This window comes from Streptomyces sp. NPDC042346 (assembly GCF_055581845.1).
The window spans coordinates 162302-187629 of record NZ_JBVJEH010000013.1; the positions used below are offsets into that span (position 1 = coordinate 162302).

Consider the following 25328-nt stretch of genomic DNA (forward strand, 5'->3'; position numbering starts at 1 on the left):
GTCCACGACGTACCATCCCCGGGCCGGCGGGATGGAGACCCACGTGACGAACCTCGCCGAACACCTCGCACAGCTCGGATACCGGGTGACCGTCCTGACCAACCGCGACCACCCCGGCCAGCCGCCCACCGCCACCGAAGAGGGCGTCGAGGTGATCCGGACCGGCGCGCTGCTCGCCGGGTTCACCGAGCACGGCGTGCCCTGGGAGGAGGCCATGTTCGGCCTGCTGGCCGATGTCGCGCCGCTCCTGGACGGCCAGCCGTTCAACGTGGTGCACACCCACACCCAGGCGGCCCTGCTGCTGGCGTCCCTGTCGGGCCTGGCCGAGCGCAGCCCGCTGGTGGCCTCGTTCCACGAGACCCGGCCCGAGACCGAGCCGTGCGGCGCCGCTCGCTCCCGGTTCGTCGCCCGCGCCTGCCTGCCCGACCTCGTGCTCGCCGGCAGCCGCCGCTTCGCCGAACAGGCCGTCTCCTTCGGCTACCCCAAGGACCGGATCCGCACCGTATTCATGGGCACCCCGGCCCCGGCCGACGCAGAGCCGCGCGTGCGAGCGGAGGCCCGGCAGGAGCTCGAGAAGGAAGCCGGTGTCCCGGCCGACGGCACGCTGGTGGTGTGCGTCGGCCGCTACACCCCGCGCAAGGCCCAGCACCGGATTCTCGACGCCCTTCCCCTCCTCCAGGAAACCGGCCCGGTGCGGGTGCTGCTGATCGGCTCCCGTAACGGGTCCGACCCCGGCTACCTCGGCCGGCTCCAGCAGCAGGCCGCCGCGGCCGGCGCCGCGGTCACGCTCCTGGCCGACTGCCCCGACTCGCTGCGCGATCTCGCGCTGGACGCCGGCGACATCCTCACCCAGCCCAGCACCCACGAAGGACTCGGCCTGGCCTGCGTCGAAGGGATGCGCCACGCCCTGCCCGTCGTCGCCACCGACACCGACGGGCTGCGTGAAGTCGTCACCGACCAGACCGGCATCCTCACCGACACCGCCGACCCCCGCCGCTACGCCGCCGCCCTGGACCGCCTCGCCACCGACCCCGGCCTGCGGGCCCGGCTCGGCCAGGCCGGGCGCCGGCGGGCGGCCGAGACGTTCGGCATCGCCCAGTGCGCCCAGCGCACCCTCGACGTCTACCGCGAGGCGATCCGCCTTCGCACGGCAGGAGCAGCATGACCCGCAAGACGCTCGGCATCTACGGCCCGCTGCCCGCCGACCGCAGCGGCGTGGCCGCCTACATCACCGACTCCCTCGCCTCCCTCGCCGCCTACTACGAGCCCGTCAGGGTCACCGAACCCGCAACCGACCCCCGCCAGTTCGACCAGGTCCTCTACCACCTGGGCAACAACGCGATGCACCACGAGGCGTTCCGGGCGCTCGCCGCCCGGCCCGGGCCCGTGATCCTGCACGAGTACAACAACATCGACTACTACCTCAGCTGCTGGGACCGGCTCCCGCCCGCCGAGCAGAACCGGTTCCTCGCCCTGGCCGGCCGGCACCTCGACCACCGGTTCACCGACCGCTCGGCCCTGGACCGCTACCTCGACGCCCGGCCTGAAATCGACCGGTACAGCATGGACATGGGGGTGGAGAGCATCGCGATCGGCCAGGCCACCGAGGTCCTCGTCCACTCCGCCGAAGCCCACGACACTCTCGCCCGCCGCTACCCGCAGGCCCGCATCCAGCGCATCCCGTTCGGCGTCCACCCCATCACTGCGCCGCGCCGCGCGGATCTGCTCGCCGCCCACGGCGTGCCCGCGGGCGCCTTCGTGTTCGCCACCTTCGGCTTCCTCGGCGCGTACAAGAGGATCGGGGTGCTCCTCGACGCGTGGCGGCAGTGGGACGACCGGCCCGCCGACGCGGTGCTGCTCCTGGCCGGCGAAGCCCGCGACGGCCTCGCCGTCCCCGACGCCCCGGGCATCGTCCACACCGGGTACCTGCCCGATGCCGACTTCGACCAGCTGCTGATGTCCGTGGACTGCGCGATCCAGCTTCGCGGACCGTGGCTGGGGGAGACCTCCGGCCCGCTGACCAAGCTCCTGGCCCACCGCCGGCCCGTCATCACCAGCGAGATCACCGGCCTGCGCCTGCTCGACAACACCGACGCCGTCACCTACGTCCCCGTCGGCGGCAGTGAGATCACCGACCTGACCCGCGCCCTGCGCACCCGCTACGCCCGGCGGCCCTCGGCGCCCCGCTTCGACACGTCCTACACCTGGGTGGCGTGGGCGGCCGGGGTGTTCCTCGCCCTGGACCAGGCGGCGCCGGTATGACCGCCCTCCTCCTGCCGCACGGCGGCCAACAGGCCGACGCCACCACCGACGTCCTTCTCGACGCGGTCCGCGCCGCCGGACTACGGCTCCTGGACACCTGGCCCGGCGCGGGAGGACGCCCGGACGCGGCCGTCAAGACGGACGGCAGCCTCGTCACCGACGCCGACCTCGCCAGCGAAGCCCTCCTGACCCGGGCCATCCGTGCCGCCACCCCCGGCGCCCACATCGCCGCCGAGGAAGACCCCGCCAGCCACCACCCCGCCGCCCCGGGCACGATCGTCTGGTTCGTCGACCCCCTGGACGGAACACGCCCCTATCTGAACGGCTCGCCCGACTTCGCGATCCTCCTCAGCGCCTGGCACGCGGGCCTGCCCCTGCTGTCCATCGCCTCCTTCCCGGCCGACGGCATCCTGGCCACCGCGATCAACAACACGGCCTCCTTCACCCCGCCCGCCCCGCCGCCGGCACGGCTGCCGGTCCACGTCTGCTACTGCGACCCGCCCGACCTGCGCCGCGCCGTCCCCGCACACCTCGACCACCGGCTCGACGCCTACGAGTCCACCCGCGCCCTCGTCGACGTCGCGCGCGGACACGCTGCCGCCACCGTCGCCCTGATGTGCGGCCACCGCACCTGGGACATCGCCGCCCCCGCCCACCTGATCACCGCCGCCGGAGGAACCGTCACCGACGAACACGGCGCCCCGCTCCGCCTGACCGGCTGCGACGTCACCGCCCGCTACCTCGTGGCCGCCACTACCCCCGCCCTCCACCGCCGGCTCCTCGCCGCCCTCACCCAGGAGTAGCCCCCGTGCCGCTGACCCCGTCACCCGACAACTGGGCCGACACCTTCTTCGACGAAGGGTTCGAGACGACCTTCACGGAGCTCGGCAAGTACGACACCACCGAGCAGGACCTCACCGCCCTCACGGCCCTGCCCGCCCTGCGCCCCGGGGTCCGGATCCTCGACGTGCCGTGCGGGACCGGCCGGCACGCCGGACCCCTGGCCGCCGCCGGCTACCGCGTCACCGGCATCGACACCTCGCCCGTCCAGCTCGCCACCGCCCGCCGCCTCTGGCCCGCCGTCACCTTCCACGCCCTGGACATGCGCACCCCGCCGCCGGGCCCGTACGACGTCGTGCTGAACCTGTGGACCAGCTTCGGCTACCTGCCCACCCCGGCCGACGACGCCGAAGCCCTGACCGCCTGGCGCCGCGCCCTCGTCCCGGGCGGCACCCTGGTCATGGAACTGACCACCCGCGAGCGCGCCGAGCACGAGAACCGCCACGACGACGAGCCCGTCAGCACGAAGAAGACGACCACCGGCACGGTCACGGAGACGTCCTGGTACGACTGGACCGAGAGCCTGGCCCACGTCACCTACAGCCGCCCCGGATGGTCGCGCACCTGCCGCACCCGCATGTACACCCGCGACGAGCTGCACGCCATGCTGGCCGCCGCCGGGTTCAGTGCCGTCTCCTTCCACGGCGACTTCCTCCTCGGGCCCACCCGGCCCGCCAACCGCACCGTCGTCCTCGCCACCACCCCCGGAGTCACCCCGTGATCCACCGCCGCGACGTCAGCGACATCACCGCCCAGGCCGAACGCGACCTCCTCGCCGCCCACCAGCTCAACTCCGCCGACCTCATCGCCACCGGCACCGAGGCCAAGGTCTACCTCCTCGACGCCGAGCAGGTGCTCAAGGTGTACGGCGACCCCGACGGCACCCAGGCCGCCCGGCTGCAGACCCTGCGCGCCTTCTACGACCGGCTCGACCGCGACCGGGTGCCCTACGCTCTGCCTGAGATCCGCTCGGTTGAGCAGCACGGCCCGCTCCTGGCCACTCGCGAGACGCTTCTGCCCGGCCGTCCGATGGGCGAGGTCTGCGACTTGACCACTCCCGAGTCCGAGGCCCTCTACCTCGACGCCGTCACCGCCCTCGGTGCCCTGCCTCCGCCCGGCGACGCGGGCCCGCGCATGCTGCTGGCCGGCCCCGGCACGCCTGGCGCCGAGCCCGGCCTCGGCTGGCACCCCTTCCTGCGCCGCCTGCTCGACACCAGGCTCGAGACCGTCCACGCCATCCTGAGCGCCGACGTTCCCCGCTTCGACACCGTCGTCAAGGACCTGTACGCGCTGCTCGACAGCGACTACACCGGGCCCGAGGCCGTCGTCCACGGCGACCTCTACCCCGACAACCTCCTGCTCGCCGCTGGAACCGTGTCCGCGGTCGTCGACTTCGGCACCTTCACCATGACCGGCGACCCGCTCTACGACGTCGCCGGCGCCTGCATCTACTACCGTCAGTACGAGACCGACCGCCTCACCGTCTGGCGGCGCCTGCTCGACCAGGCCGCCGACCGCACCCCCGCCGGCCGCCGCCACCTCCTGCGCGCGTACGCCGAGATCATCGCCATCCTCACCTGCGACCTGTATCCCGAGAACCACAAGGCGATCCAGGCCACCGGCCACTACCAGTGGGCCGTCACCGTCCTGCGCGACCTGAACTGGAGGAGCTGATGGCCTTCCCGCCCCACCTCGACCCCACCGCCGGTACCTGGCTCCCGCCCGAGCAGTACATCGAGACCCTGCCCCGCTCCACCGCCTACGCGTGCCTCTTTCTGCGGGACCCCGACGGCCATCCTCTCCTGCTGCGCTCCCGGATCTACCAGGCCGACGGTGGGCGGCAGATCTGGCAGTTCGCCGGGGGAAACCTCGACCACGACGAGTCCCCGCGCGCCGCGGCCGTCAGGGAGACCTCCGAGGAAACCGGTCTGACACGCCCCTGCGGCCGGCTCCTCGCCGTGCACTTCCTCCCGCCCGAATCCTCCTGGCCCGCCGCCAAGCACGGCTACGTGTTCGACGGAGGGGCCCTGGCTCCTGTCGACCTGTCGACCATCCGGCTCGATCCGGCGGAGCACACCGAATGGGACGCCCGCCCCCTGGCCGACTGGAAGCTCGTACTCCCGCTGCGGGCGTACGACCGATTGTGCGCGGTCGACGAGGCCGCGCGTACGGGCACCACCGCCTACGTCGAGCACACCCGCGACGACGTCGGCGCGGAGGGGACAAGCCCGTAGGGCGGCTGGTCGTTCACAGGGTCGCGTCGGCGGGTGGAAGGGCGGCGAGGAACTGCTCGACGCCCTGGACGCGGGTGTGCTTGCGGAGGTCCAGTCCTTGGTGCGCGACGGCGGGCCCGGGTTCGCTCAGGTCGATGAGGCAGCGGCCGGAGTCGACGGCAAGGTCGGCCGGGCTCATCCAGGAGCACCACGCCGACGCCGCGCTGGTGGCGGTGTTCACAGTTGGACGACGACCAGGTGGCGGCTGCCGGCACGCTGCGGCGGGCCATGCATGACGCGACGCGAGGCAGCTAGCTGGCTGGCCGCTCGCCACGGTAGGGCGAGTCAGGGGCCGCGCAGGACCATGACGGCCAGGCCGTCCGCGTCCAGCCGCTCCACCGTCTTCCATCCGGCGGCGAGTACGGCGATCTCGTCCTCGTCCGCGCGATGCCGCGCCGCTCCTCGGGCGTGTTCTCCGCCACCGGCGTGATGACGACGAGAGCGCCGCGTGGAGATCTCCATGTGTCGGGACCGCCGCCAGGGCGGGCAGGCCGACGGCCTTCTCGGCAGTGGTGCGGATGAACTCCTCATCCCCGGGCGCCAGGTGGGCGCGGGCGCCGTCCAGGTGCCGCTCCAGCTTTCCCAGGGGCAGGGCGCCGGCGGCCGGGCGCGGTGTGGCGCTGGTATGGATCGCGGCTGCGAGCTGCCCGATGCGGTGGAAGATGCGCTGCTGCTGCGCGGGCGTGCATGTGGCCCCGTGCAGGGACCGGCCTCCGACCGCGGTGAGGACTACGGCCCGCAGCCGCTCGTCGGTGGCCACCAGCCGGGGCGCGGCCGAGCCGAGGGAGGGCACCCAACCGCGGAGGGCGGTGACTTCACGCTGGTGGAAGCGGCCGTTCTGGTGGATCTTGACGTACCAGATGCCGCCCTCGGCGCCGCGGGCCCGCCAGACGCGGCTCTCCTCGCGCGCCCAGGAGACGTCCGTCCACGCGGTGATCCTGCCCACCGCCTGTTCGGCGAAGGCGCGCACCTCCTCGGGGACGTCTTCTCGGTTACCGGGGTCGGGGACCAGGACCGTCCGGTCGGCGTCCGGGGCGTAGGCGATCGGGTCGCCGGGCTCCTGGAAGTGGACGGCCATCCGTGCGCCGGCCTGGTAGGCGTCCAGTCCGGCCCTGCAGTACGCGACCATCGGCTCCGGCAGGTTGTCGAACGGGAACCACTCCATGGCGTCGCAGACCCGATGTTCCATGACCTCCGGGCTGCCCTGCCAGCGCTTCACCTCGAAGAAGACCCCAAGGCGGGCGCCGCCGGCGGGGGAGCGGTGGTGCACAGTGACGGCCGCGCGGATGTCGGCCGGGTCGACGACGATGCCGGCCTCTTCACGGGTCTCGCGCACCAGGGCCGTGACCACGTCTTCCCACGGGCCGTTCAGGTGCCCGCTGACCAGATGCCAGCATCCCGCCGCGTCCACGTCGCCGGCCCGCCGCGACAGCAGCACCTCGGGCCCGGCTGCGCCGTCGCGAACGGCGATCAGGTGGACGTCGAGCGGCTCGGTGTGCCGCTGGCCGCCGGTCATGCGTCCCCCAGCAGGGTCCGCAGCGCGGCGGCGTCGGCCAGCAACTGTGCCTCGTCCTGGCGTCCGCCGTCGAGGAACTCCCACGGCAGCGGCCCGCCCGGGGCCGGATCGGTGTCACCGGGGTACCGGGGGCAGATGTGGCTGTGCAGGTGGGGTACGACGTTGCCGAGGGTGGAGTAGTTCAGTTTCACCGGCTCGTAGAAGGCCGTTAGGGCCTTGCCGAGCGCGAGGGTGTCGCGCCAGTAGGCGGCGGCGTCGGCTTCCGGCAGGTCGGTGGGCTCGGCGACGTGCGGGGCGCCGCGGTGGATGAGCACGCAGTAGCCGCGGACGCGTCCGCCTCGCCACAGGTAGGCGTTGGCCACTTCACCGCGGCGGAGCAGGAGGCCCCAGCCGATGTCGTCCGCGGAGTAGTCGTTCGCGCACATCGGACATCCGTCGCCGGCGCGGTGGCGGAGGAAGGTCTCGGGCCAGCTGGCCGGCACGGAGGAGCTGTCGGCTTGGGTAGGAAGGGGGTGGTGATGCTGGGACATCCATACTCCGTTCTCTGAACGGCTGGTGGGCGGGCTAAGGGCGTTTCGCCCGCGCGAGGTCACGACCTCGCCCGGGGAATGCCGGTGAGGGTCGGTAGCGCCCAGGTCAACGCCTCCGGCCCCGCGCCGGACGTGACGGTCTGGGCCCCGGTGCCAGCGGTGAGGTCGACGGTGTACGCCTCCGGCCGGCCGGCTTCCTCCCAGCGGGCGTGGAGCTCCTCGAGTTCGGCCCACACGTCACGCGGCCCGCAGGCGCGAACAGTCCCGTCGCCGGGGCCGGCGACGGCCCAGGAGTCGTCGTCGGGCGCGACGATCGTCATCGTCTCGGCCTGGAAGTCCCGGACCAGACCGGGGGCGAGGTGGGCGGCGGCGAGCCAGAAGCCGTAGGCGTCGTCCGGCGGCGGCGCGAGCGGTGTGGACCGTGCCGTGCCGGGGTCGTCCTTGATGCGGGCGCGGTGGTCCAGGGCGTTGAGCCAGCGGTAGCCGAGCAAGGGCCGGTACCCGCGCGGCCGGCCCCGCAGGACCGCCTTGACCGTGCCGGCCGCGGTGCGGGTGACGAGGAGTTGTCCCGGCCAGCTCGGTGTACGGGTCGCGAGCGTGGTGAGCAGCCGGCCGCCCGGTGCGAGCTGCTCCACCCACGGCGCCGGGACACACGGCACGCCGATGCCGGAGTGGATCCGGTCGTAGGGCGCCCTCGCCTCGTGCCCTTCGAGCGCGTCACCCTCGATCACCTCCGCGCCGGCGCCAAGGTGGTCCAGGTTCCGCTGGGCGAAGGCTGCCATGTGTCCGTCCCGCTCCACGCCGGTGGCGAGGCCGGGGCCGGTGATGGCGGCGGCGAGTGCGAGGGCGACGCCGGGGCCCGGCCCGAGCTCGAGATACCGCTGCCCGGAACCGAGTTCCATGGCTTGGAGAGCTTCGACCGTGGCGGGGGTGTAGGTGGACATGGACGTCATGTGTCCGCCGGTCACCGGCCCGCGGGGGAGAGCGTCAAGGGGTTCGCCGTCGCGCTGGAGCAGGATCGACTCGTCGCTGTGGATCAGCTTGAGCCACTCCTGACGGTCGTCGGGGTGGGAGCCGTCGAGGAGGCGCCAGTCGATCGGGTCCGCGCCAGGGCCGCTGACCCGGACGTACGCGTGCGGGAGCAGGATCTCGCGTGGCAGTGCGAGCAGAGCCTCTCGCACGGGACCGCGGCCGAGCACTCCGCTCTCCTCAAGCCGGGCGACCATCGCCGCCCGGGCCGCCGCAGTCTCGGAGGTGCCGACGGCGGACTGCGGGGGAGCGGCGGGCCCGGTGTTGTCGGTCAGCACGGGTTTCTCCAGGGGATCGGGTGGTGCGGCAGTTGGAGTCGCCGCCGAGTTCAGCACCTCGTTCACGAGGCATCGCCTCCGAGCGAGCGGTCGTGCTGCCCGTCGTTCGTGCCCGCTGCAGTGGGCACGGTGGGAGCGGCGGTCCGGGCTGCGGGAGGCGACGGCAGGGTGGTGGCGGGCGGGTCCGGCATCTGCCGCAGCGCGCGGATCGGGGAGCGGGCGAGGACGACGAGCGGGACGAGCAGCAGGAGGGTTCCGGCGGTCAGGGCAGGCCGGACACCGAGCCATGTGCCCAGTGCGCCGGCGAGGAGCGCGGCCACGGGCCGGGCCCCGGACGTCAGCCAGGTGCTCACCGCCTGCATCCGTGCCTGCATCCCGGCCGTGGTGACGATCTGGCGGATGGATCGCTGAGTGGTGCCCGCAGCACCGGCCCAGGCGAGCTGCAGGAACAGTGCCGCCCCGATCGTGATCTGCCAGGCAAGGCCGGGGGAGGCGAGCAGCAGCGGGAGCTGGGTCAGCGGGGTGATCGCGAGCGCGGCCTGCATCATCGGCCCCGGCCCGTACCGGCGGGACAACGCCGGGGCGGTGAGCGCCCCGGCGGCCGCGCCCAGCGCGCCGAGGCCCAGGACCACACCGAACGCGGTCGCGCTCATCGCCAGGGACCTCAACAGGTACAGGGCCCACAGGGTGTTGAGCAGCCCGAGCGCGAACGACGTCGTGGCGTTGACCAGAGTCAGAGTCCACAGCCGGTCATCGCCGCGCACATACCGCAGGCCCTCGCCGATCTCACCGCGCAGCCGGCGGGACTCCGGGCGTGCGTTGGTGGGTTCGGCGGTCTGGATGCGGGCGGTGCACACGGCACTGATCAGGTAGGAGGCGACGTCGCCGAGCAGGGCCCGAGCGGGGCCGAGCAGCGCGGTCAGCGCGGCGCCGAGGTGGCTTCCGGCGGTCGCGGCAACCGCGAACAGCGCGCCGACCCGGCTGTTGCTCCGCTGGATCAAGGACCGGTCGACGAGGCTGGGCAACAGGCTGATGGCCGCCGCGTCGTGGACGACGCCCGCCGCCCCTTGGACCACGGCGACGATCATGAGCTGCGTCAAGGTCAGGGTGCCCAGTGCGGCCGCCACCGGCACGGTGGCGAGTACCGCGGCGCTGACCAGGTCGCCGGTGATCATCTGCCGGCGCTTGGAGTGCCGGTCGGCGAGCGCGCCGGCATGCAGGGCGAGCAGCGCGGGCGGGAGCTGTCCGAGGAACGCCAGCCAGGCGACCTGGGCGGTGGTCGCGTCCAGGTGGAGCACGGCCAGCACCGGTAGCGCCATCTGTGTGATCGAGCTGCCAGCCACGCTCGCGGCCTGGCCGGTCAGGTAGCGGCGGAAGTCCCGGTGCCGCCACAGCGAGGTGCCGGTGGAGGAGGGGGGCTCAGTGGAGGGCGGCACGGAGTGCCTCCTTCGGCTCCGCCAGGCGCTCCCGCTTGTGGTGCGGGGGCTTGGTCTGGGCCCGTCGGCTGGGTGCGCTACCGGCGGGTGTGCTCACCCTGTTCACCAGCCCAGCTGGGAATAGAGGTGGCCTTCGGAGATCGCGGTGATGGCCGTACGGGTGTAGGAGACGATCGGGTTCGGCAGCTCGTCACGTGGCCACCACTGCCAGGTCAGGCACTTGTCGGACTCGCGCACCTCGGGGGTGCCCTCCCACCAGCGAGCCCGGAAGATGAGCTGCATCAGGGGCAGGCTGCCTGGGGTGTCGACGACGTGGACGACGTGTGCGAGCTCCACGTCCGCGGGGTCGATGACCAGCCCTGCTTCCTCCCACGCCTCGCGGACCAGGCATGAGAGCGCGGACTCCTGCTCGACCCGCCCGGCCAGGTAGTGCCACGTATCGCCCGCGTACTTCGACTTGGGGTGACGCAGGCCGAGGAGGACCCGGCCTTCGGCGTCTTCGAGGTGGAGGTGGACTCCGACACCGTTCAACACCACCCGGCTGCCGCCGTCCCACACGGGAGGGGCCACGGCCGGCTCGCTGCCCGCGGGATTCTCGGCCGCGTGCCGGCGAATCAGGCTCCGGGTGGCCGGGCTCAGGCGCAGCCGGTCCAGTTCGTCCACCGTGAACCAGCGCAGAAGCACACCTTCGTGCAGCCGGAGACGGTCGGGGTTGCCGCGCCACCGGCCGGCGAAGACCTGGACCGGGACGTGGAGGCCGTCGACGCTGGTGGCGGACTCCAGGGCGTAGGGCTTCACGTTCTCGAGGCGGAGGTCGGGCACCTCCTCGGACAGCTCCCGCAGCAGCGTGCCCTCCAGGCTCTCGTCGTCGTGGGTACGGCCGCCGCCGAGAAGGGCGAACGCCCCCGGCTGCCAGATGACGCCGGGCTTGTGGTCGCGGAGGTGAAGCAGATACCGACCGGTTTGTAGCCGCTGTTCAGTACTGACCATTGACCGTTCCTCTCGGATCTGTCCGCAGGGTGGTGGCACTTAGCACAACTCCTGGTGGTTGCCGTTCAGCGAAGCCGGGGCTTTTGGCGGATGTTCGTAACGCGGGAGGCCGCTTCCAACGCTTCCTTGAGGCGCTCGTTCCGAAGAGCGAGGTGCTGGAGTTGTGCTGCGGCCAGGGCGAGCTGACCGGTCAGATCGCGATTCCGCCGGCGGAGCTTCGCATTGCGCGCGACGAGCCTGTCGTGCTCGGTCGGGCCGCCTCGCGGCGCCGCGGGTGCCGTCCGGTGCTCGGAGATCTCGCGGGCGATCTCCGGATAACGGCGGCGGAAGGTGGTGTTGGTCAGACCGAGACGGCGGGCCAGCATGAGGACACTGGGCCTGCTGTTGTCTTCCCGGCAAGCGTCCAGCACCTGCTGCAGGTGCTTGCGGACGAGAGCCTCGGGCAGGTCGGGGACTCGGCGAGTCATGACGGGACAGCCTCTTGCCCATTCGAGGTCAAGAAGTCCACGACCTCGCCGCGGCGGCTCTGCAGGAGTTCCCGGAGGCGGGGCGCCAGCGTCGGCCGAGAGGCAAGACGTTTGTCGATGCGGGCAACCTCGCGCTGCCAGGCGGCAACGTTCTCCGGGGTGAGCGCAACATTCCGGCAGGCCAGGGGAAGACAGCCGCCGTGAGAGGGGAGCCCTTCGCTGTTGCCGCGTCGGGCCTTCTCGCAAAGGGCCTTGGAAGGGTCGTTGACGCAGGTGATGTACTCACCGGGATAGACAGCAGGATCGTGCCTTTTCATGATTCTCCTGATGCGGTGCTTGTCAGTGGCGACCTGCCCCTGGAACTGGGCCCGGTCACCGAAGTTCTGAAGGCGTCGTGCGGCCTCTTCGGCCGAGGGCCCCGCGAGGTCGAGGTGCTGATGGGCGTCGATCATCTCCATGTAGATCTCACCGCGGGCGATGGCCTGCTCGCTCTCGACCTCGGCTCGGAACCCTGAGTCACTGGTTCCTGCATAGCCTTCGAACATCTGGATGCTGTGGTGGCGGTATTGCAGGGCCCCAGCGATGACGCCGCCAGGGCGCCGGGCGATGAACCAGGCCAGGGTGCGTCGGAAGTGGCTGGTCTTCAGTTTGATCTTGTGACCCTTGCCGGCCGGGATGGTGTCGGGGCGGTCATCTTCGGCGCAGAGCCGGTTCACGAACGCGGTGAACGCGTTGAGCTGCAGGTTGGTCGCCAGAGTGCCCAGGGCCTTGTTTGCGCCCGTCTTGTTTCCGGCGCCGTGAGGGAGGGCTGCGAAGAGGTGGTCCCGAGCTGCCGGCTGAAGCTGTTCGAGCATCCCGATGGCGCGGGCAACCGTCGCGTTGACGGTCCAGGTCGCGGGGACGCCGGCGACGTCTTCCTCACCCTTGAAGGCCAGGCTGTTGAGCTTCCAACGGTAGGGGCGGCCATCCTCGTCGCATTTGATCTCCAGGCATCCGCGCTTGAGGTGCTTGATCTCGGAGTCCCGCATGCCACTGAGGAAGGCGATCACGATGTAGCAGGCGATCTGCAGATGACGGGCAAGCCGAGCGAGGCTGTTAGCCGAGTTGTGGTGAGTGCTGATCGAGGTGATCCAGGGCTTCTCGCCGAGCTTCCCTTGGACGCTTTCGATGAACGTGCTCTCGGTGACGCCGACGATCGCCGCTGCTTCGTCGAGAGCCTGGCGATACCAGGGCAGAGCGGAGTGGTGGCAGCCAAGGAGATGGGCGAGATGGGTAAGGCTCGGCTGTCCGTGCCAGCCTGGCAGCGGTCGGCCGGCGGAGACGTAGTTCCCAAGCAGCCGCTGTAACCGTGCCCCGAGATTCCTGCGCAGGTGACGGGGACGAGGGCGCCTTGCGCGGTTCCGGCGCCATTGCCGGTCGGCGTCGAGGATGTCGGGGGCGAAGTCGTCGATGAACCTCAGGGCCCAGACCAGCAGAGGGCCGAGAACTTCCTCGGGGAGGCGGTCGGTCTCATTCTCGCCCTGGCTGACCTGCTTCGATTCGCTCCAGCCGTCGAGGCCGAGGGGATCGAACCGCAAGCCGTGCTCACCGAGATGCCTCCGCCACCGCCAGAGCAATCGCAGAACCCCACGGAGCTTCGAACGCTGTGTGCGGTTGTTCGGGAAGACGGCAAGGAGATGCCTGCGGTAGTCGTCGAGATCGACGGGCGAGAGTTCAGCCAGCTCGTTCCGCTCTGGTGACCACCGGCGATCGAGCCACTTCAAGAACCGCTTGAACCCGGTGAACTCCCCGCGAATGGTGGAAATCCGCGGAGAGTCCTCACCGTCGGGCGCTTCCAGAGACAAGAGCGCGTAGAAGAGGCGCTTGGCAGCTGGGCGAAATCGCTGCGGGAGAGTGGGGAAGTTCAGGATCTGAGCTGACTCGTGCGCTTTGAGCCGAGCCGGCGTCAGCCGCCAGACGTCGTGGCTGTAGCGGGAAGTGTCCTGCAGGTGAATCCCGCTCTTCAGCGGGCGGCCGTGCAGGACGTACGGGTCCTCGAGAGAGACGACCTCTGGGTGACGCGCGAAGGTGGCGGTACTCATGGCTGATCCCAGGGTGCTTCGACCAGGTCGAGGAGAGAGTCGGGCAGGGGCTGCTGGCGTACTTTGTCGACTTCGGCCGGTGTGAACTTCGCGAGGATGTCGCGCTTGATCGCGACCCAGGCGGCCCCGTAGCGATCCCACCAGGCGTCCTCACTCATCCGCTGCCGCATCGCGCCTAAGCCCTCCAGCAGGCCCAGAAGCCTGGGCAGGTGGGTGCGGGTGACCAAGCAGTTTCCGCAGTGGAAGCAGGCGAGGAATGAGTCGTCGCAGGTAGCACCGGTCTCTGGGTGGTGGTCATGGTCCTTGCAGGCCGTCCATGCGGTGTCCAGTGCGCCGTCGGCGAGGTCGCGGGCGGTCGTCGCGGGAACTCCGGCCTGTTCAAGTTGCTGCGGTGACTCTGCTGCCGGGATCACGGTGGGCTCTCCCCGGCGTCCGACGGCGGCCGCGTGAGCGTCCCAAGCCGCCTGTTCGGCATCTGCGAGGGCCTCGGAAACCACCTCCTCAGCCCAGTCGCGCGTGTTTTCGTCTGGTTGCAGATAGTTCGTGAACAGGACTTGCGCCGTGTTGCTCTTCGCCGCCGAGGGGAGATGCCCCCCGAGCTGTTTGGTGCGGCGGGCGTCGACGCTGGTCTTGATCCTGTTGAAGGTCACGTTGAGCGGCGCCGGGCCGGCGGGAGACTCCTTGCCAGCCGCCTCCCCCCTCACGTCTTTGACCTGGTCCTTCTTCGTCTTCTTGGCAGGCTTCGGGTCCGCGAAGAGGGGCTTCGTGCGGGCTGCCGCCCACTTCGTCATCCGAATGACCGAGCCGTGGCTGAGGTCGACCTCAAAGGGGGCGAAGTGCTCGACCACGCTCCCGGCGCCCTGGGGGACATTGCGCCAGATGCAGAAGGCCGAAGACGAACCGGAGGCCGCACGACTGCGTGCCGTCAGCTCGAGTAAGAGCAGATAGAGGCCGCCAGGCGTATGGAGTTCACGGCCCTTCGGCCCGATCTCCCAGGTCACGGTCTCGAACCAGCGCTTTGTGCCCTTCCGGCGTTTGACCACCACGAGCTCGACCGCCCGGTCCTCCAGCCTCCGATGCCGGACAGGGAGTTCTTTGAGGGTCTCGCCGTTGCGTTCGGTGACCAGGGCCAGAAGAGCCAACAGGGGAGGCAGATCCTGCCAGGTCAAGTACAGATGTGAGGCGAGAACGGCCCGCCGGTGCCGACGGCTGGGGCCGCCCTTCAGCATGGGGATCTCGCCGGAGTTGGCCATGCCGGCGAGGACCTCGGCCAGCGAATGCTGCTCTGGCTCCAACGCATCTGGTTCATCGCGCAGGCGCCGTACGAGTTCCTCGCCGGAGCGGATGCGACGGACGATGCGGGCCGTGTCCGCTCGGGCGGCAGCGATCAGCCGGTCAAACTCGCCATCCGAGTATCCGCCGACTGGCACTCGCTTCGGTTTGGTCAGCCGCCGTTTGAGGGCGTCCCAGGCGTCCTCGGGCAGCCGACCTTCCAGATGGGCGTCTGCGAACTGGAGGTGCATTTCCCGCATATCGCTGTATCTCGTGTGCGGTGACGCATCGGTGCGGGTGTAGAAGGCATCGACGTGAGCTCGGGTGAGTTCCTCAGGGGCGGATGGAATCGGATCCGCTTTGGAGAGGAACTGGGCCCAGTTGGAGCAAGCCCGCCAGCTCGTCTTGCTGCCCGAAAGGGTGCGGACGTCACCGCTGGGGCCAATTCGCAGAGCCAGAGCTTCAGCCAGCAACGGATGCCAGCCCGGCGACGGCAATGTCCCGAGGTCATAGCTGGCGCGACGTTTGTCATCGCCGTGGAAGTCGACCACCAACCTGCCCGACGTCTCTTCGCGGACCGGTGGGGGCGCTTCGTAGCCGTCTGGCGGAAGGGCGGACGGACGGCCTGGTCCGGTGCTGCCGCGGCCTCGGCGGGTCATACCTTCTCCCCGAGCTCGGCGGGCAGGTTCGCGGGCGGGGTCTCGTCCCCGAGGACGTCGACCGTCGTGTCGCGTGGGTCCTCCCAGGTGTCTGGGACCAGAGCCATGCGGGTCTCCATCTCCAGTTCCTGCAGGGCGTGCAGATAGATCAAGGTCGACAGAATTGAGGCATGCCCGAGCCGGCGGCGAACCCAGTCCAACGGGTCGCCGAAGATCCGCTGGTAGTGCAGCCGCTGGGCCGGGTTCATGTCGCCGAGGGCGGCAATGTGCCCGCGCTGGAGTTGCTCGAGGGTGATGACGGCGAACGTGTGCCGCAGAAGGTGGGCGTGAGCGCGGAGGTCGAGACCTTGTTCCTCGCATCTCCGGTTGGCGTCGGTGAACATGTCCTTCCAAGTCGACAAGGACAACGGCATGCCGCTCTCGCCGAGCCAGAACATCGCGGGCTCCAGGCCGTGCTCGGCGTCGATCAGCAGCCGCTGACGCTCGCGGGGGTCGAGGAGCCGGACGTCGACTTTCTCGCCGCGGTTGATGCCGCTCGAGTGCTGGGCCATGTGTGGCCGCTCCGGATCAAAGATCACGATCGGCCGGCGGATCCTGTCGTAGCGGCCCGCGTCGCGGGCCTCCTCGATGACCCATCGACGGTCCTCGGTCGCGTAGGCCGTCAGGTCCCGGCGGACCGAGGCCGGCTCATAGACCCAGCGTGCCGAGTTTCGCTTCGCGATCGCCTTGGGCAGCCAGGACTTGCTGTAGCCAGCCGGGCCGGGGCCGGTCGGGACTTCGAGAGTGAGGCGGCTGGCCTGTTCCTCCAGCCGTAGGCCGGTGCGGACCGTCGAGTCGGTGAAGGTCCCGTTGCGTGGAGCCCACCGGCCGCGGAAGTTGTCCCGGGGCAGGCCCTCGCGGTCGTAGCCGAGGATGCCGACGTCCCGCCACCGCCGGTAGGACGGCGCGGGCAGCCACTCAAGGATTTCGCCGCCCACGTCGTGGGCGTAAGTCGCCGGCACCGTGTCCTGCGTGGGATCCGGCTTGGGGCGGCGCCTGCGGCCCCTTGCCGCCTGGTCCTGCCCGTCACGTCGGGGCCGCTGCGGGATCGGCACCTCCGGCACCCACAGCTTCTTCTTCGCGTAGAGGTAGAAGTGCTGCAAGTGCGTGACCTCCTGGCTCCACGTATCGCCGTCGATGCGTGGCCCGCGTGGATCACGCCGCCGCCAGTAGTGGTAGGCCGTGTGGTCGGCTTCCGTCGCGTCCCGCCAGCCCTTGCCACCGCGGCTCCAGTGCAGGAAGTTCAGGCTCCTGCAGAGGGCCGACGCCCGGTTGAGCTGGCTGTTCAGCGGGCCTTCCATGAGGTTCACCTGATGGAAGTACGAGTTCAGGTCCGTGTCGTAGACGAAGCATGGAGACAACAGGTACGGCGTCCCGTCAGGAATGCCCAGGTCATCAAGCCACAGCTCCCACTCGTCCGGTGAAAAGCGCAGGTGCCAGGGCTGTGGCTCCGGCTGCGGCAGGTCCCGAGAGCTGTAGTGGACCGACCAGGCATCTTGTCTCAGCACTCGCGGACCGTACAGCTACCCGGACACTGACCAAGCGTGCACAACCCGTGCCCGTCGTGGATCAGCGCGGAAGCGTTCACGGGCTCCGCCTGGCCGTCCAGGGCTGCCGCGAGGAGTTTCGCGCGCAGCGTCGGCGAGGTGACGTCCGGCTGCGGGATCCACTGGGCACCGGACACCTCCTCCTCCTGCAGCGTGATCGTCGGCAGCTCCTCGCCGGCGAGGTAGAAGACGTAGCGGAGGTCGTAGTGGCGGTGAGCCGGCTCGCCTTTGGACGGGCTGGCGTCGATGTCGTGGACGTCGATGTCGATCGGAGAGCCGAGCAGCTGCCGGGTCAGGCACAGGGCGCCCGGCGCAATCCCGGCCTCCTCCGCCACCTCCCGCAGCGCCGCGGCGAGCAGCGTGCGGTCCTCGGGCTCGATGTGGCCGCCCGGGGGAAGCATGAGGCCGCTGGTGGCCCGATGCCGGATGTGCAGGACCCGGCCCTGCTGGTCGATGACAACGGCGCTGCACGTGATGTGCCCAGGCTGCGTCGTCCGGTCGGTCGCGTCGACGGGCCGGTCCAGCGCGGTGAGAAGCCCGGTCAGGGCGTCACGCTCGCCGGGGTGTCGGCTGAGGTACGCCTCGATGGTCCTGCGGATCGCGGTGGAGCTGGGTGACATGGGCTTCTCTCGCCTTCGAAGTCGTGAGAGCGGGTGGCGGGCAGGCTGAGGACAGGGGGGCGCTCGGGTGGATCAGCTCTGCGTCTCCTGGTCGGACGGCTGGGCGCCGCGGGGGCCGGGAACGCCGTCGGGTGCCGGCGCGATCCCGTACTGCGCGGCCTGGGCGGTGAACATCCCCTGGTACAGGCCGCCCGTTCGGGACATCAGGTCCTCGTGGGTGCCGTCCTCGACGACGCCCCCCTGATCGAGGACGTAGATGTGGTCGGCATGCATGGTCGCGGCGAGCCGGTGGGTGACGAGCACGACCGCGTGCCCCTCCTCGGCCAGGGACCACAGCCCCTCGAACGCGGCGATCTCCGCGTGAGGGTCGAGGGCGCTGGTCGGCTCGTCGACCAGCAGGAACCGAGCCTGTCGGTACCTTGTGCGAGCGGACCCCAGCTTCTGCCACTGGCCGCCCGAGAACTGGACACCCCTCTCGTAGCCCTTGACCGCGATCGAGTCCCAGCCGTGCGGCAGCCCCTCGACCAGCTCGAGGACGCCCGCCTCGCCAGCGGCCTTGCGGACACGGGCCATGTCCCGGGGACGGTCGCCGGCGCCGATGGCCACGTTTGCGGCCGCAGTCATCTCCCAACGCGGGAAGTCCTGTGCCAGCAACCCGACTTCGGCGAAGACCTGGGCGCGGTCCGCCTCACGCAGCTCGACCTGCTCGCCCGATTCGCCCACCCACCACACATCTCCCTCGGCGGGGATCAGCAGTCCGGCCAGCACCTTCGTGAGGGTGGTCTTGCCCGAGCCGTTCGCCCCCACCAGTGCCGTGACCTTCCCCCGCGGCACGCGCACGCTCACGCCCTTCAGCGAGGGGCCGTCGGCGCCCGGGTAGGTGAACGAGACCGCCTCCGTCCTGACCTCGCCCACCGGAGCCGGCAGTGGGGTACCGGTGAGCGGGATCGCGTTCTCGCCCGCAACCTTGATCGCGTCCTCGGTGTCGGGCAGGAACAGCAGTTCTTCGTACAGCCGGTTGACCTGCTGCACCAGCGACGTGAGCCGCGCCGTCGACGTACGGATGGCGATCACCGCCGTCCCGCCGACGGCGAGCGGCAGACCACCGGTCGACAGCAGCCACCACAGCACCCCGTAGCAGGCCAGCGACGCCACACCGGCGAACCCGCCTGCGGCCAGGTCCGTGGATGCCTGCGCCCGGGCCAGGCGCCGCTGCTCCTCCTCCGTCTGCCGCGACATCTCCTCGTAGCTGGACAGCAGTTTCGTGCCGGCGGCGTGCACGCGGAGCTCACCGGCGGCGTGCGGGCGGGTCAGGTAGGCCAGCAGGGAGGCGATCGCCCGGCGGTGGTCGACCCAGTTCATCCGGGAGAGGTAGTCACGGCGCGCGGAGCGGACCGCGCCCCACCCCTTGGGCAGCGCGATCGCCAGCAGCATCGGGAGCAGCGCCGGGTGCAGCGCCGCGAGCACGACCGCGGCCGCCGCCATGCCGATCACCACGTTTCCGACGCCGACCGACAGCCGCAGCATGCTGCGAGCGGAGTCCGTGCCGAACTTCCCTGCCTCCAGGATCCGCTGGACCTCAGGCCGCTCGGTCGCCTCCACCTCCACACCCGTGACGGCCCTGTAGTAGCGGGCGGAGACTGCCCGCTCCACCTGGGGCTCCAGCTGGCCCGACATGGCCGTCGACCACGCCGACAGCACGGCGCCGGCCACCGCCGTGACAGCGAGAACGACCAGGGACGGCAGAGCGTCGCGGAGCTTGTCCACGGTCGGACCATCGGCGAACAGCTGCGCGAGGACCCCGTTGACCGCCACCAGGCCCCACGCTGCCGTCACGCCTTGCCCGAGCTCGGCCGCCACCACCCCCATCAGCGCGTGCCGGTCCGCCTTCCACCCGGTGCGCAGCACCATGCCCACCATGTGCGGCAGCGCGGCCGCCATGTGCCCGAACTTCAGGCGGGTCAGCGGCCCTTCGTGCCGGACGTAGGACTGGTCGTAGCGCAGCCGGCCCCCGTACAGCTCCCGCTCGGCATCCGAGATGTTGTCCGTGGCGTCGGCCTTCGGGTCGCTCGCGGTCTTGTCGCTGTCTGGTTCGACTGACGTCAATGTGTTCCCCCTCGTGGACGTGGCGGTGGCGTCGCCGTGCTCAACGACGCCGCATGATTTCGAGCACCTGTTCCTTTCGGACGCGTTGTGCGCCTTGTGATTCAGCGGATTTCCGAGAGTGCGCAGTGCACCGACCCTTGCCGCGCAAGGGCACTCGGTTCGGGGGTGGTTGGCCGAAACGCCGACGTTCGGTCGCTACGACGGTCGGCTGTCAGCTGGCGCCCGTCGTCGGGGCTTCGCTCTGTTCGCCCGGGGCGGGCGGCAAGCCCAGGCGCAGTGTCATGACCGCGTGGTCGGTCAGCCCCGCTTCGCGGGCTTCCTGGTGGTAGTCGCAGGCCAGGACCTGGTCGGCGTGGGGTGTGGACACGAAGAGGTGGTCGAAGCGGAAGCCGTTGCCCGTGAGCCCGAACCAGGAGTGGGCGACCTCGGCGGGGTGGAGGTGGCGGAAGGCGTCGGGGAGGCCGGCGGCCTGGAAGGAGTCGTAGAAGGCGTACTCCCACTCGCCGAACACCTTGTGCGGGGGCTGGTGCCCGCGCTCGATGACGTTGAGGTCCCCGGCCACGATGACGGGCATCTCGGGGAAGGCGGCGATCAGCCGCGGCAGGCTCTCGGTGACCGCCTCCTGGAAGGCGCGCTTGGCGACGTTGCGCTGGGCCTTCGGGCCGCGGGAGGGGACGTACAGTCCCAGCACTCCGATGTCGTGGCCGCCGACGGTGACGCGGGCCGCCGGGGCGCGGTGGGGGGTGACGGTGACCGGGCTGGGGACCGGCCGGACGTCGCCGGTGCGGCAGGCGATGACGGTGCGGTAGTCGGGTGTGGACGGCTGGGGGGCGATCACGGTGGCGTACCCGCGCTCGGTGAGCGCGGTGACGAGGGCGTCGCCGCCCTGGGTGGAGGACACCTCGGTGAGGACGGCGATATCGGCGTCCTCCTGGCCGGCGATCCATTCGGCCTGGCGGCGCGAGCGCTCCGCCGAGGCGTGCTGGGCGTTGAACAGGAGCAGCCGCACGGCGTCGGTGGCCGGCTGGTGAGCGGGTTCGTCGGTGGTGAGCAGGGACAGCTGCTCCGCGGTGGGGTTCACCGGCCGGCTTCCTTCTCGTCGAGGAAGACCTCGCTGTGCGCGTCCAGGTTCTGCTGAAGGCGGCCGAGGGTGTCGCGGACGAAGGCGAGCTCGTCGTCGGTCAGCGGGGTGCCGACGGCGGTCAGGTTCTCGGTGACCTGTTCGGGGCTGGTGAAACCGACGAGGACCGCGGCGTTCTCGGCTCGCTGGAGGCACGACTGGAGGGCGACACGGGTCAGGGCGGCCGGGCTGTCGCCGAAGCGCTCCCGGAGCGGGCCGAGACCGTCCTGGATGATCCGCAAGCCCTTCGCGGTGAACCATGACTTGCGTCGCCGGTGGTCACCGGGCGCGAAGACGGGCGGGTTGTCGGGGTCGTACTTGCCGGTGAGCAGGCCCTGGGCGAGCGGTTTGTTGATCAGCACGCTCGCGCCGAGGGAGGCGGCGAGGGCGAAGATGTCGGGCCGGCCTTCGGCGGGCGGCGGGGTCAGGGCGTTGAACCGGGCCGCGATGTAGTCCGGACGGATCTGCTCGGCGAGGTAGGCGAACCGGGCGTACTTATCGCCGCGCTGGTCCTTGGCGACGGTGACCCGCTCGGTGGTGTGGCGGTGCGGGCCGCGCATGCCGACAGCGGTGACCAGGCCCTGGCGCTGGAAGTCGCGCATCTGGGCGACGGCCTCCTCAAGGTGGCGGTCGTCGGGCCCGAAGTCGGCGTTGTGGAAGAAGTAGATGTCGAGACGGTCGGTGCGGAGGTTCTCCAGGCTCGTCTCGAGCTGGCGGCGCATGGCCGAGGGGAGGTAGGCGTGCCGGGCGGTGCCGCGGTGGTAGCCGACCTTGGAGGACAGCACCACGGTGTCGCGGGGGACGGTGGCGACGAAGTCACCGATGATCCGCTCGGAGCGGCCGTGCCCGTACACGTCGGCGGTGTCGATGAGGTTGGCGCCGAGCTCGTAGGCCTTTTCCAGGCCGCGGAGGGAGGCGGTGTCGTCGGCCGTTGACCAGCCCATTGGCTGCCCGAGGTTGTTGTCGGCGCCGCCCACGGCCCAGGCGCCGATCCCGATCGGATGAACGGACAAGCCGCGGGCGAGCGTGCGGCGTGCGATGGAGGAGGGAGCACTCACAGGAAGTACCTCTTAACTCTCAATTAGTAGCAAACACTGATGAATCGCTTCGGGGAGTGAGTATGGTGCCTCGCGTGACGACACAACCTCCCTTCACCGAACTTGACTTGATCGCGATCGCCGAGCGGCGCTGGGTTGACCGCGGCGACTTCACCGACGCCGAGTTCGCCCGCGCCCGCGCCTTCTACGAGGAGATGCGCGTCCACGACGACCGCCTGGAACAGGTGCGGGCCGACGCGGCCGCCATGATCAGCGAGTGGACCGGGCACAAGCCGCGCGACGTCGGCAGCTTTGGCACCCGCCTGAACCTGGAGACCTCGGACCTGGACCTGGGCATCGGCTACCCGGTCGAAGACCGCGACCGCCTGCGGGCGGCCCTCGCGCCCCACACGACGTTCCTGGGCGAGCGCAAGACCCGCTACTCCACCTCCCGGCTCGTCTTCTCCTTCACGCTGGACGGCATCGAGATCGACCTGAGCGCGCTCACGATCGACGACTTCGCCGTCGCCTGCCGGATGCTCGATCAGATCGACGTGACCATGACCTTGGACGAGCGCATCGCGCACACCTGGGTCAAGCACCTGTTGCGCAGCTCGGGCCGGACCGAGGAGTACGCGAGCTGGAAGCTGACGACGTACGCCCGCTTCTGCTCGGAGTTCAACTGGGTGCCGATTCCGGAGAAGACCGGCGGCGCGTGAGCGCGACGGCCTGGGTGCCCCGCTCGCGGCAGCGCGGCGGGGCACCCAGGCTCGGCGTCGGCTCAGTCGGCGCACGACTCCCCTGCGTTGATCAGCTCCCAGCCGGCCGCCGCCTCCCACAGGCTGTACACCCGGGCCAGTGTGGCCGCGTGCTCTCCGGTGAGGTACGTCGTGGCCTCGCGCACTGTGGACGCCATCTGCCCGCGCAGACTCCCGGCCCGCTCCTCCAGCGCCGCCTCGATCCGTGACCCGAGCACCTGTTCCTGCTCCGGTTGCTCCAGGTCGTGCTGCTCGATCGCGGCGATCAGGTCGCCCAGCACCTGGTAGGCGGCGTCCTTCAGCACGACGCGGGCCTGGCGGACGGCATGCCGCGGTGCGTCGTCGAGGACCTTCTCCAGGCTCTTGAAGGTGTAGTCGAGGCTGAAGTGGCGGTCCACCCAGCGTTGCGCCCAGTTGCTGGCCACGCCGATGCGCCAGTCCAGGTACCGGCAGGCGACCCGGCCCATCAGCGGCTCTTCCGCCCCGGTGAGGCCCTCAGCGGCGGCCATCCGGGTGTAGGCGGCGCCGATGAGGGACTCCATGCTGACGAGCATGTAGCTGATCCCGGTGTGCAGCGCCCGGCCGGTGGTGTGCTCGGCAACCCACGCCTCGTCGCGGACCCCGCGCACGATGTCGGCCGCCGGCAGTCCGGGCTGCGGGCGCAGCAGCAGATCGGTGCGGCCCTGGAAGGCGTGCGTCTCCTTCAGTTCCTCCAGGGTCATCAGCGGGTCGAAGGTGATGTAGGTGTAGCGGGTGGGCATGCCCAGCGCCGACAGGGTGCGGACGGCGACCGCGTTCTGCTCGGCGGTGTTCTCCTTGTTGAACCGCTCCAGGATGGAGTCCACGCCCGACTCCACGCCGAAGAGCATCCGGCGCAGCCCCAGGTCCATCAGGGTGCGCCACATGGCGACCCGCTCGATGTGCCAGGTCTCGTCCATGTCGGGGTGCGTGACCTGGTCGATGCGGCAGCTCGACTCCCAACGGAAGCCCGCCCGGTGGAACGCGGCGGCCAGGGCCAGGATGCGGGGCACGACCTGCTCGCCCCGGCCGATGATCTCCTCGTCAACCAGGTACGCGGTCCGCGAGACCTGGGGGAACTCATCGAAGACGCGGCGGATCCAGGCCAGGATCCAGCAGCCGGCCAGCGGGTCCGGGCCGTTCCAGATGCCCTTGTGCCCCCGCGGGCAGAAGCTGCAGGTGTTGGTGCAGCCCCGGCTCATCTCCAGCTGGGCCACCCCGTGCAGCTGGAGGGTGAGACGGAGGAGGTCGAGCTCGGGAAGGATGTCGGCGGCGGCGACGGCGGCGCGCAGCTTGGCCGTCCGGCGGGCGGCGATGCCGAGTCCGCCGCCGCGCGGGGCGCCGTTGTAGCCGAGCCCGGGTATGTCGGTGAGAGGGATCTCGCCGTGCCAGTAGGCCAGGAGGCCCTGCATGGTGGGTTCGCCAGCCGACCGGGCGATGAGGAGCTTCGGGTACTTCGCCAGGAGCAGGCCCTCGTTGCGGGCCACCAGGCTGCCCCCGGCGATCACGAGCGGCGGCTCGGGTAACGCGTAGGCCGCGTCGAGGACTTCTTCGAGGAGGTCGTGCTGACCGAATGTGGCGCTGATGCCGAGGACGTCCGGAGGCGCGGTGGTGACCTGCTTGAGGAGGTCCTCCGCGGTGGTGCCCAGCTGCATGTCGACCAGGGAGACGGTGCCGGTCATGGTGGCGCGCGCGGCTCGGGCCACATCGCTGATGCCGAGCGGGAAGCGGGGCAGAGGGAAGTTCTCGGGGTGGTAGAGCGCCGCGAGCAGCACGTCGGGCTTGCTGAGGCGATTCACCGCGCTCTCGTCGAGCACGGCGGCCGAGAGCCAGGAGTCCGGCTGGTCGATCGCGAGCCGGGAGCGGGTCCACTCGGGCCAGGCCCGGTCGGAGTGCGGCCGGCCGGACAGGTCGGCCATCGTCCACCAGCCGCCGCCAGTCTCCAGGAGCACCAGCCGCCGATCGAGGGTGCCGGTGACGCGGACCCGCAGGGCGTGCTCGGCGTAGCGGTCCTCGATGAAGGTGCGAAGGTCGTTGGGGGTCAGGAGCAGGAGCTCCAGAGCACCGATTTCCTGGGTGTCGTCGGGGTCGATCGGCGGCGCCGCGGGGAACGCGTACTCCAGGACGGTGGCCAGCCGTACGGCCTGTGCCCGGACCGGGGAGTCATTCATCAGCAGTGCCCTTCAGAGAGTGCGGATCGTGAGCCGGTGCGCTCAGCTCCAGGTCGGGGGGTGCTTGTCGCGGCGGACCGGAGGGTCTGGGCTTCCGGTGCCTCGTTCTCGTTGCGGCGCCGTACCGGGCGGCAGCCCGCGGAGAAGTCGCCGGGCGCGAGGGTGGTGCCGGCCGCGTTGGTCAGCGGGTGCCTGCCGGGTGGCGTTGTGGTGACGGGGCAGGCCGGGCGGTTGAGCACAGCGGCGGTTGTGACGGCCATGCGCAAGGTCCTTCAGGGC

Annotated in this window: 21 protein-coding genes; 7 read left to right on the plus strand and 14 right to left on the minus strand. The window is 70.8% G+C overall.

Features of this window, described 5'->3' with window-relative positions:
• Positions 1 to 31: 31 nt before the first annotated feature.
• Genes ACZ6K0_RS37810 through ACZ6K0_RS37835 form a run of 6 tightly spaced genes read left to right on the plus strand, consistent with a single transcriptional unit; the run spans position 32 to position 5336 of the window.
• Complete coding sequence (locus tag ACZ6K0_RS37810) at positions 32 to 1165, plus strand: glycosyltransferase family 4 protein (protein ID WP_469578410.1); 1134 nt, start codon at positions 32 to 34, stop codon at positions 1163 to 1165.
• Positions 1162 to 2262 (plus strand): glycosyltransferase family protein, encoded by a 1101-nt coding sequence (locus ACZ6K0_RS37815; RefSeq protein WP_469578040.1) that lies wholly within the window; start codon positions 1162 to 1164, stop codon positions 2260 to 2262. The genes ACZ6K0_RS37810 and ACZ6K0_RS37815 overlap by 4 nt, the downstream gene beginning before the upstream one ends.
• Positions 2259 to 3065 carry an inositol monophosphatase family protein gene (locus tag ACZ6K0_RS37820; protein ID WP_469578041.1) on the plus strand — a complete coding sequence of 269 codons (807 nt, stop codon included), beginning with the start codon at positions 2259 to 2261 and terminating at the stop codon, positions 3063 to 3065. The genes ACZ6K0_RS37815 and ACZ6K0_RS37820 overlap by 4 nt, the downstream gene beginning before the upstream one ends.
• 5 nt (positions 3066 to 3070) lie before the next feature.
• A complete protein-coding gene (locus tag ACZ6K0_RS37825; protein WP_469578042.1) occupies positions 3071 to 3823 on the plus strand; it encodes a class I SAM-dependent methyltransferase in 753 nt (250 codons plus the stop codon).
• Positions 3820 to 4776, plus strand: coding sequence for a phosphotransferase family protein (locus tag ACZ6K0_RS37830; protein ID WP_469578044.1), 957 nt, complete (start codon positions 3820 to 3822; stop codon positions 4774 to 4776). The genes ACZ6K0_RS37825 and ACZ6K0_RS37830 overlap by 4 nt, the downstream gene beginning before the upstream one ends.
• On the plus strand, positions 4776 to 5336 hold the full coding sequence (locus ACZ6K0_RS37835; protein WP_469578045.1) for an NUDIX domain-containing protein: 561 nt from the start codon (positions 4776 to 4778) through the stop codon (positions 5334 to 5336). Before ACZ6K0_RS37830 ends, ACZ6K0_RS37835 begins: the two co-directional genes overlap by 1 nt.
• A gap of 13 nt (positions 5337 to 5349) precedes the next feature.
• Here ACZ6K0_RS37835 and ACZ6K0_RS37840 read toward each other — a convergent pair whose 3' ends face one another.
• From ACZ6K0_RS37840 to ACZ6K0_RS37900, 13 genes are all read right to left on the minus strand, one after another.
• Entirely contained in the window at positions 5350 to 6891 is a 1542-nt protein-coding gene (locus ACZ6K0_RS37840) for an NUDIX domain-containing protein (RefSeq protein WP_469578047.1), read from the minus strand.
• Entirely contained in the window at positions 6888 to 7421 is a 534-nt protein-coding gene (locus tag ACZ6K0_RS37845) for an HIT family protein (protein WP_469578049.1), read from the minus strand. The genes ACZ6K0_RS37840 and ACZ6K0_RS37845 overlap by 4 nt, the downstream gene beginning before the upstream one ends.
• Positions 7422 to 7480: 59 nt before the next feature.
• Positions 7481 to 8794 carry a methyltransferase domain-containing protein gene (locus tag ACZ6K0_RS37850; protein ID WP_469578051.1) on the minus strand — a complete coding sequence of 438 codons (1314 nt, stop codon included), beginning with the start codon at positions 8792 to 8794 and terminating at the stop codon, positions 7481 to 7483.
• Positions 8791 to 10164 (minus strand): MFS transporter, encoded by a 1374-nt coding sequence (locus ACZ6K0_RS37855; RefSeq protein WP_469578052.1) that lies wholly within the window; start codon positions 10162 to 10164, stop codon positions 8791 to 8793. Before ACZ6K0_RS37855 ends, ACZ6K0_RS37850 begins: the two co-directional genes overlap by 4 nt.
• Before the next feature lie 102 nt (positions 10165 to 10266).
• Positions 10267 to 11154, minus strand: coding sequence for an NUDIX domain-containing protein (locus tag ACZ6K0_RS37860; RefSeq protein WP_469578053.1), 888 nt, complete (start codon positions 11152 to 11154; stop codon positions 10267 to 10269).
• A gap of 65 nt (positions 11155 to 11219) precedes the next feature.
• Positions 11220 to 11621 carry a hypothetical protein gene (locus ACZ6K0_RS37865; protein WP_469578055.1) on the minus strand — a complete coding sequence of 134 codons (402 nt, stop codon included), beginning with the start codon at positions 11619 to 11621 and terminating at the stop codon, positions 11220 to 11222.
• Complete coding sequence (locus ACZ6K0_RS37870; RefSeq protein ID WP_469578056.1) at positions 11618 to 13702, minus strand: hypothetical protein; 2085 nt, start codon at positions 13700 to 13702, stop codon at positions 11618 to 11620. Before ACZ6K0_RS37870 ends, ACZ6K0_RS37865 begins: the two co-directional genes overlap by 4 nt.
• Positions 13699 to 15525, minus strand: coding sequence for a hypothetical protein (locus tag ACZ6K0_RS37875; RefSeq protein ID WP_469578057.1), 1827 nt, complete (start codon positions 15523 to 15525; stop codon positions 13699 to 13701). Before ACZ6K0_RS37875 ends, ACZ6K0_RS37870 begins: the two co-directional genes overlap by 4 nt.
• Positions 15526 to 15629: 104 nt before the next feature.
• Positions 15630 to 16973 (minus strand): tyrosine-type recombinase/integrase, encoded by a 1344-nt coding sequence (locus ACZ6K0_RS37880; protein ID WP_469578058.1) that lies wholly within the window; start codon positions 16971 to 16973, stop codon positions 15630 to 15632.
• 200 nt (positions 16974 to 17173) lie between these two features.
• Positions 17174 to 17839 (minus strand): NUDIX hydrolase, encoded by a 666-nt coding sequence (locus tag ACZ6K0_RS37885; protein ID WP_469578060.1) that lies wholly within the window; start codon positions 17837 to 17839, stop codon positions 17174 to 17176.
• Between the two features lie 72 nt (positions 17840 to 17911).
• A complete protein-coding gene (locus tag ACZ6K0_RS37890) occupies positions 17912 to 19945 on the minus strand; it encodes an ATP-binding cassette domain-containing protein (RefSeq protein WP_469578062.1) in 2034 nt (677 codons plus the stop codon).
• Positions 19946 to 20156: 211 nt separating this feature from the next.
• Positions 20157 to 21026, minus strand: coding sequence for an endonuclease/exonuclease/phosphatase family protein (locus tag ACZ6K0_RS37895; protein ID WP_469578063.1), 870 nt, complete (start codon positions 21024 to 21026; stop codon positions 20157 to 20159).
• Positions 21023 to 22078 (minus strand): aldo/keto reductase, encoded by a 1056-nt coding sequence (locus ACZ6K0_RS37900; RefSeq protein ID WP_469578065.1) that lies wholly within the window; start codon positions 22076 to 22078, stop codon positions 21023 to 21025. The genes ACZ6K0_RS37895 and ACZ6K0_RS37900 overlap by 4 nt, the downstream gene beginning before the upstream one ends.
• 119 nt (positions 22079 to 22197) lie before the next feature.
• Between ACZ6K0_RS37900 and ACZ6K0_RS37905 the strand changes: the two genes are divergently transcribed.
• The gene (locus ACZ6K0_RS37905; protein ID WP_469578067.1) at positions 22198 to 22821 is read left to right on the plus strand and encodes a hypothetical protein; all 624 of its coding nucleotides are present in this window, start codon (positions 22198 to 22200) and stop codon (positions 22819 to 22821) included.
• A 62-nt stretch (positions 22822 to 22883) separates the two neighbouring features.
• Here the strand turns inward: ACZ6K0_RS37905 and ACZ6K0_RS37910 are convergent, their stop codons facing one another.
• Positions 22884 to 25049 carry a B12-binding domain-containing radical SAM protein gene (locus ACZ6K0_RS37910; protein WP_469578068.1) on the minus strand — a complete coding sequence of 722 codons (2166 nt, stop codon included), beginning with the start codon at positions 25047 to 25049 and terminating at the stop codon, positions 22884 to 22886.
• Positions 25050 to 25328: the final 279 nt, after the last annotated feature.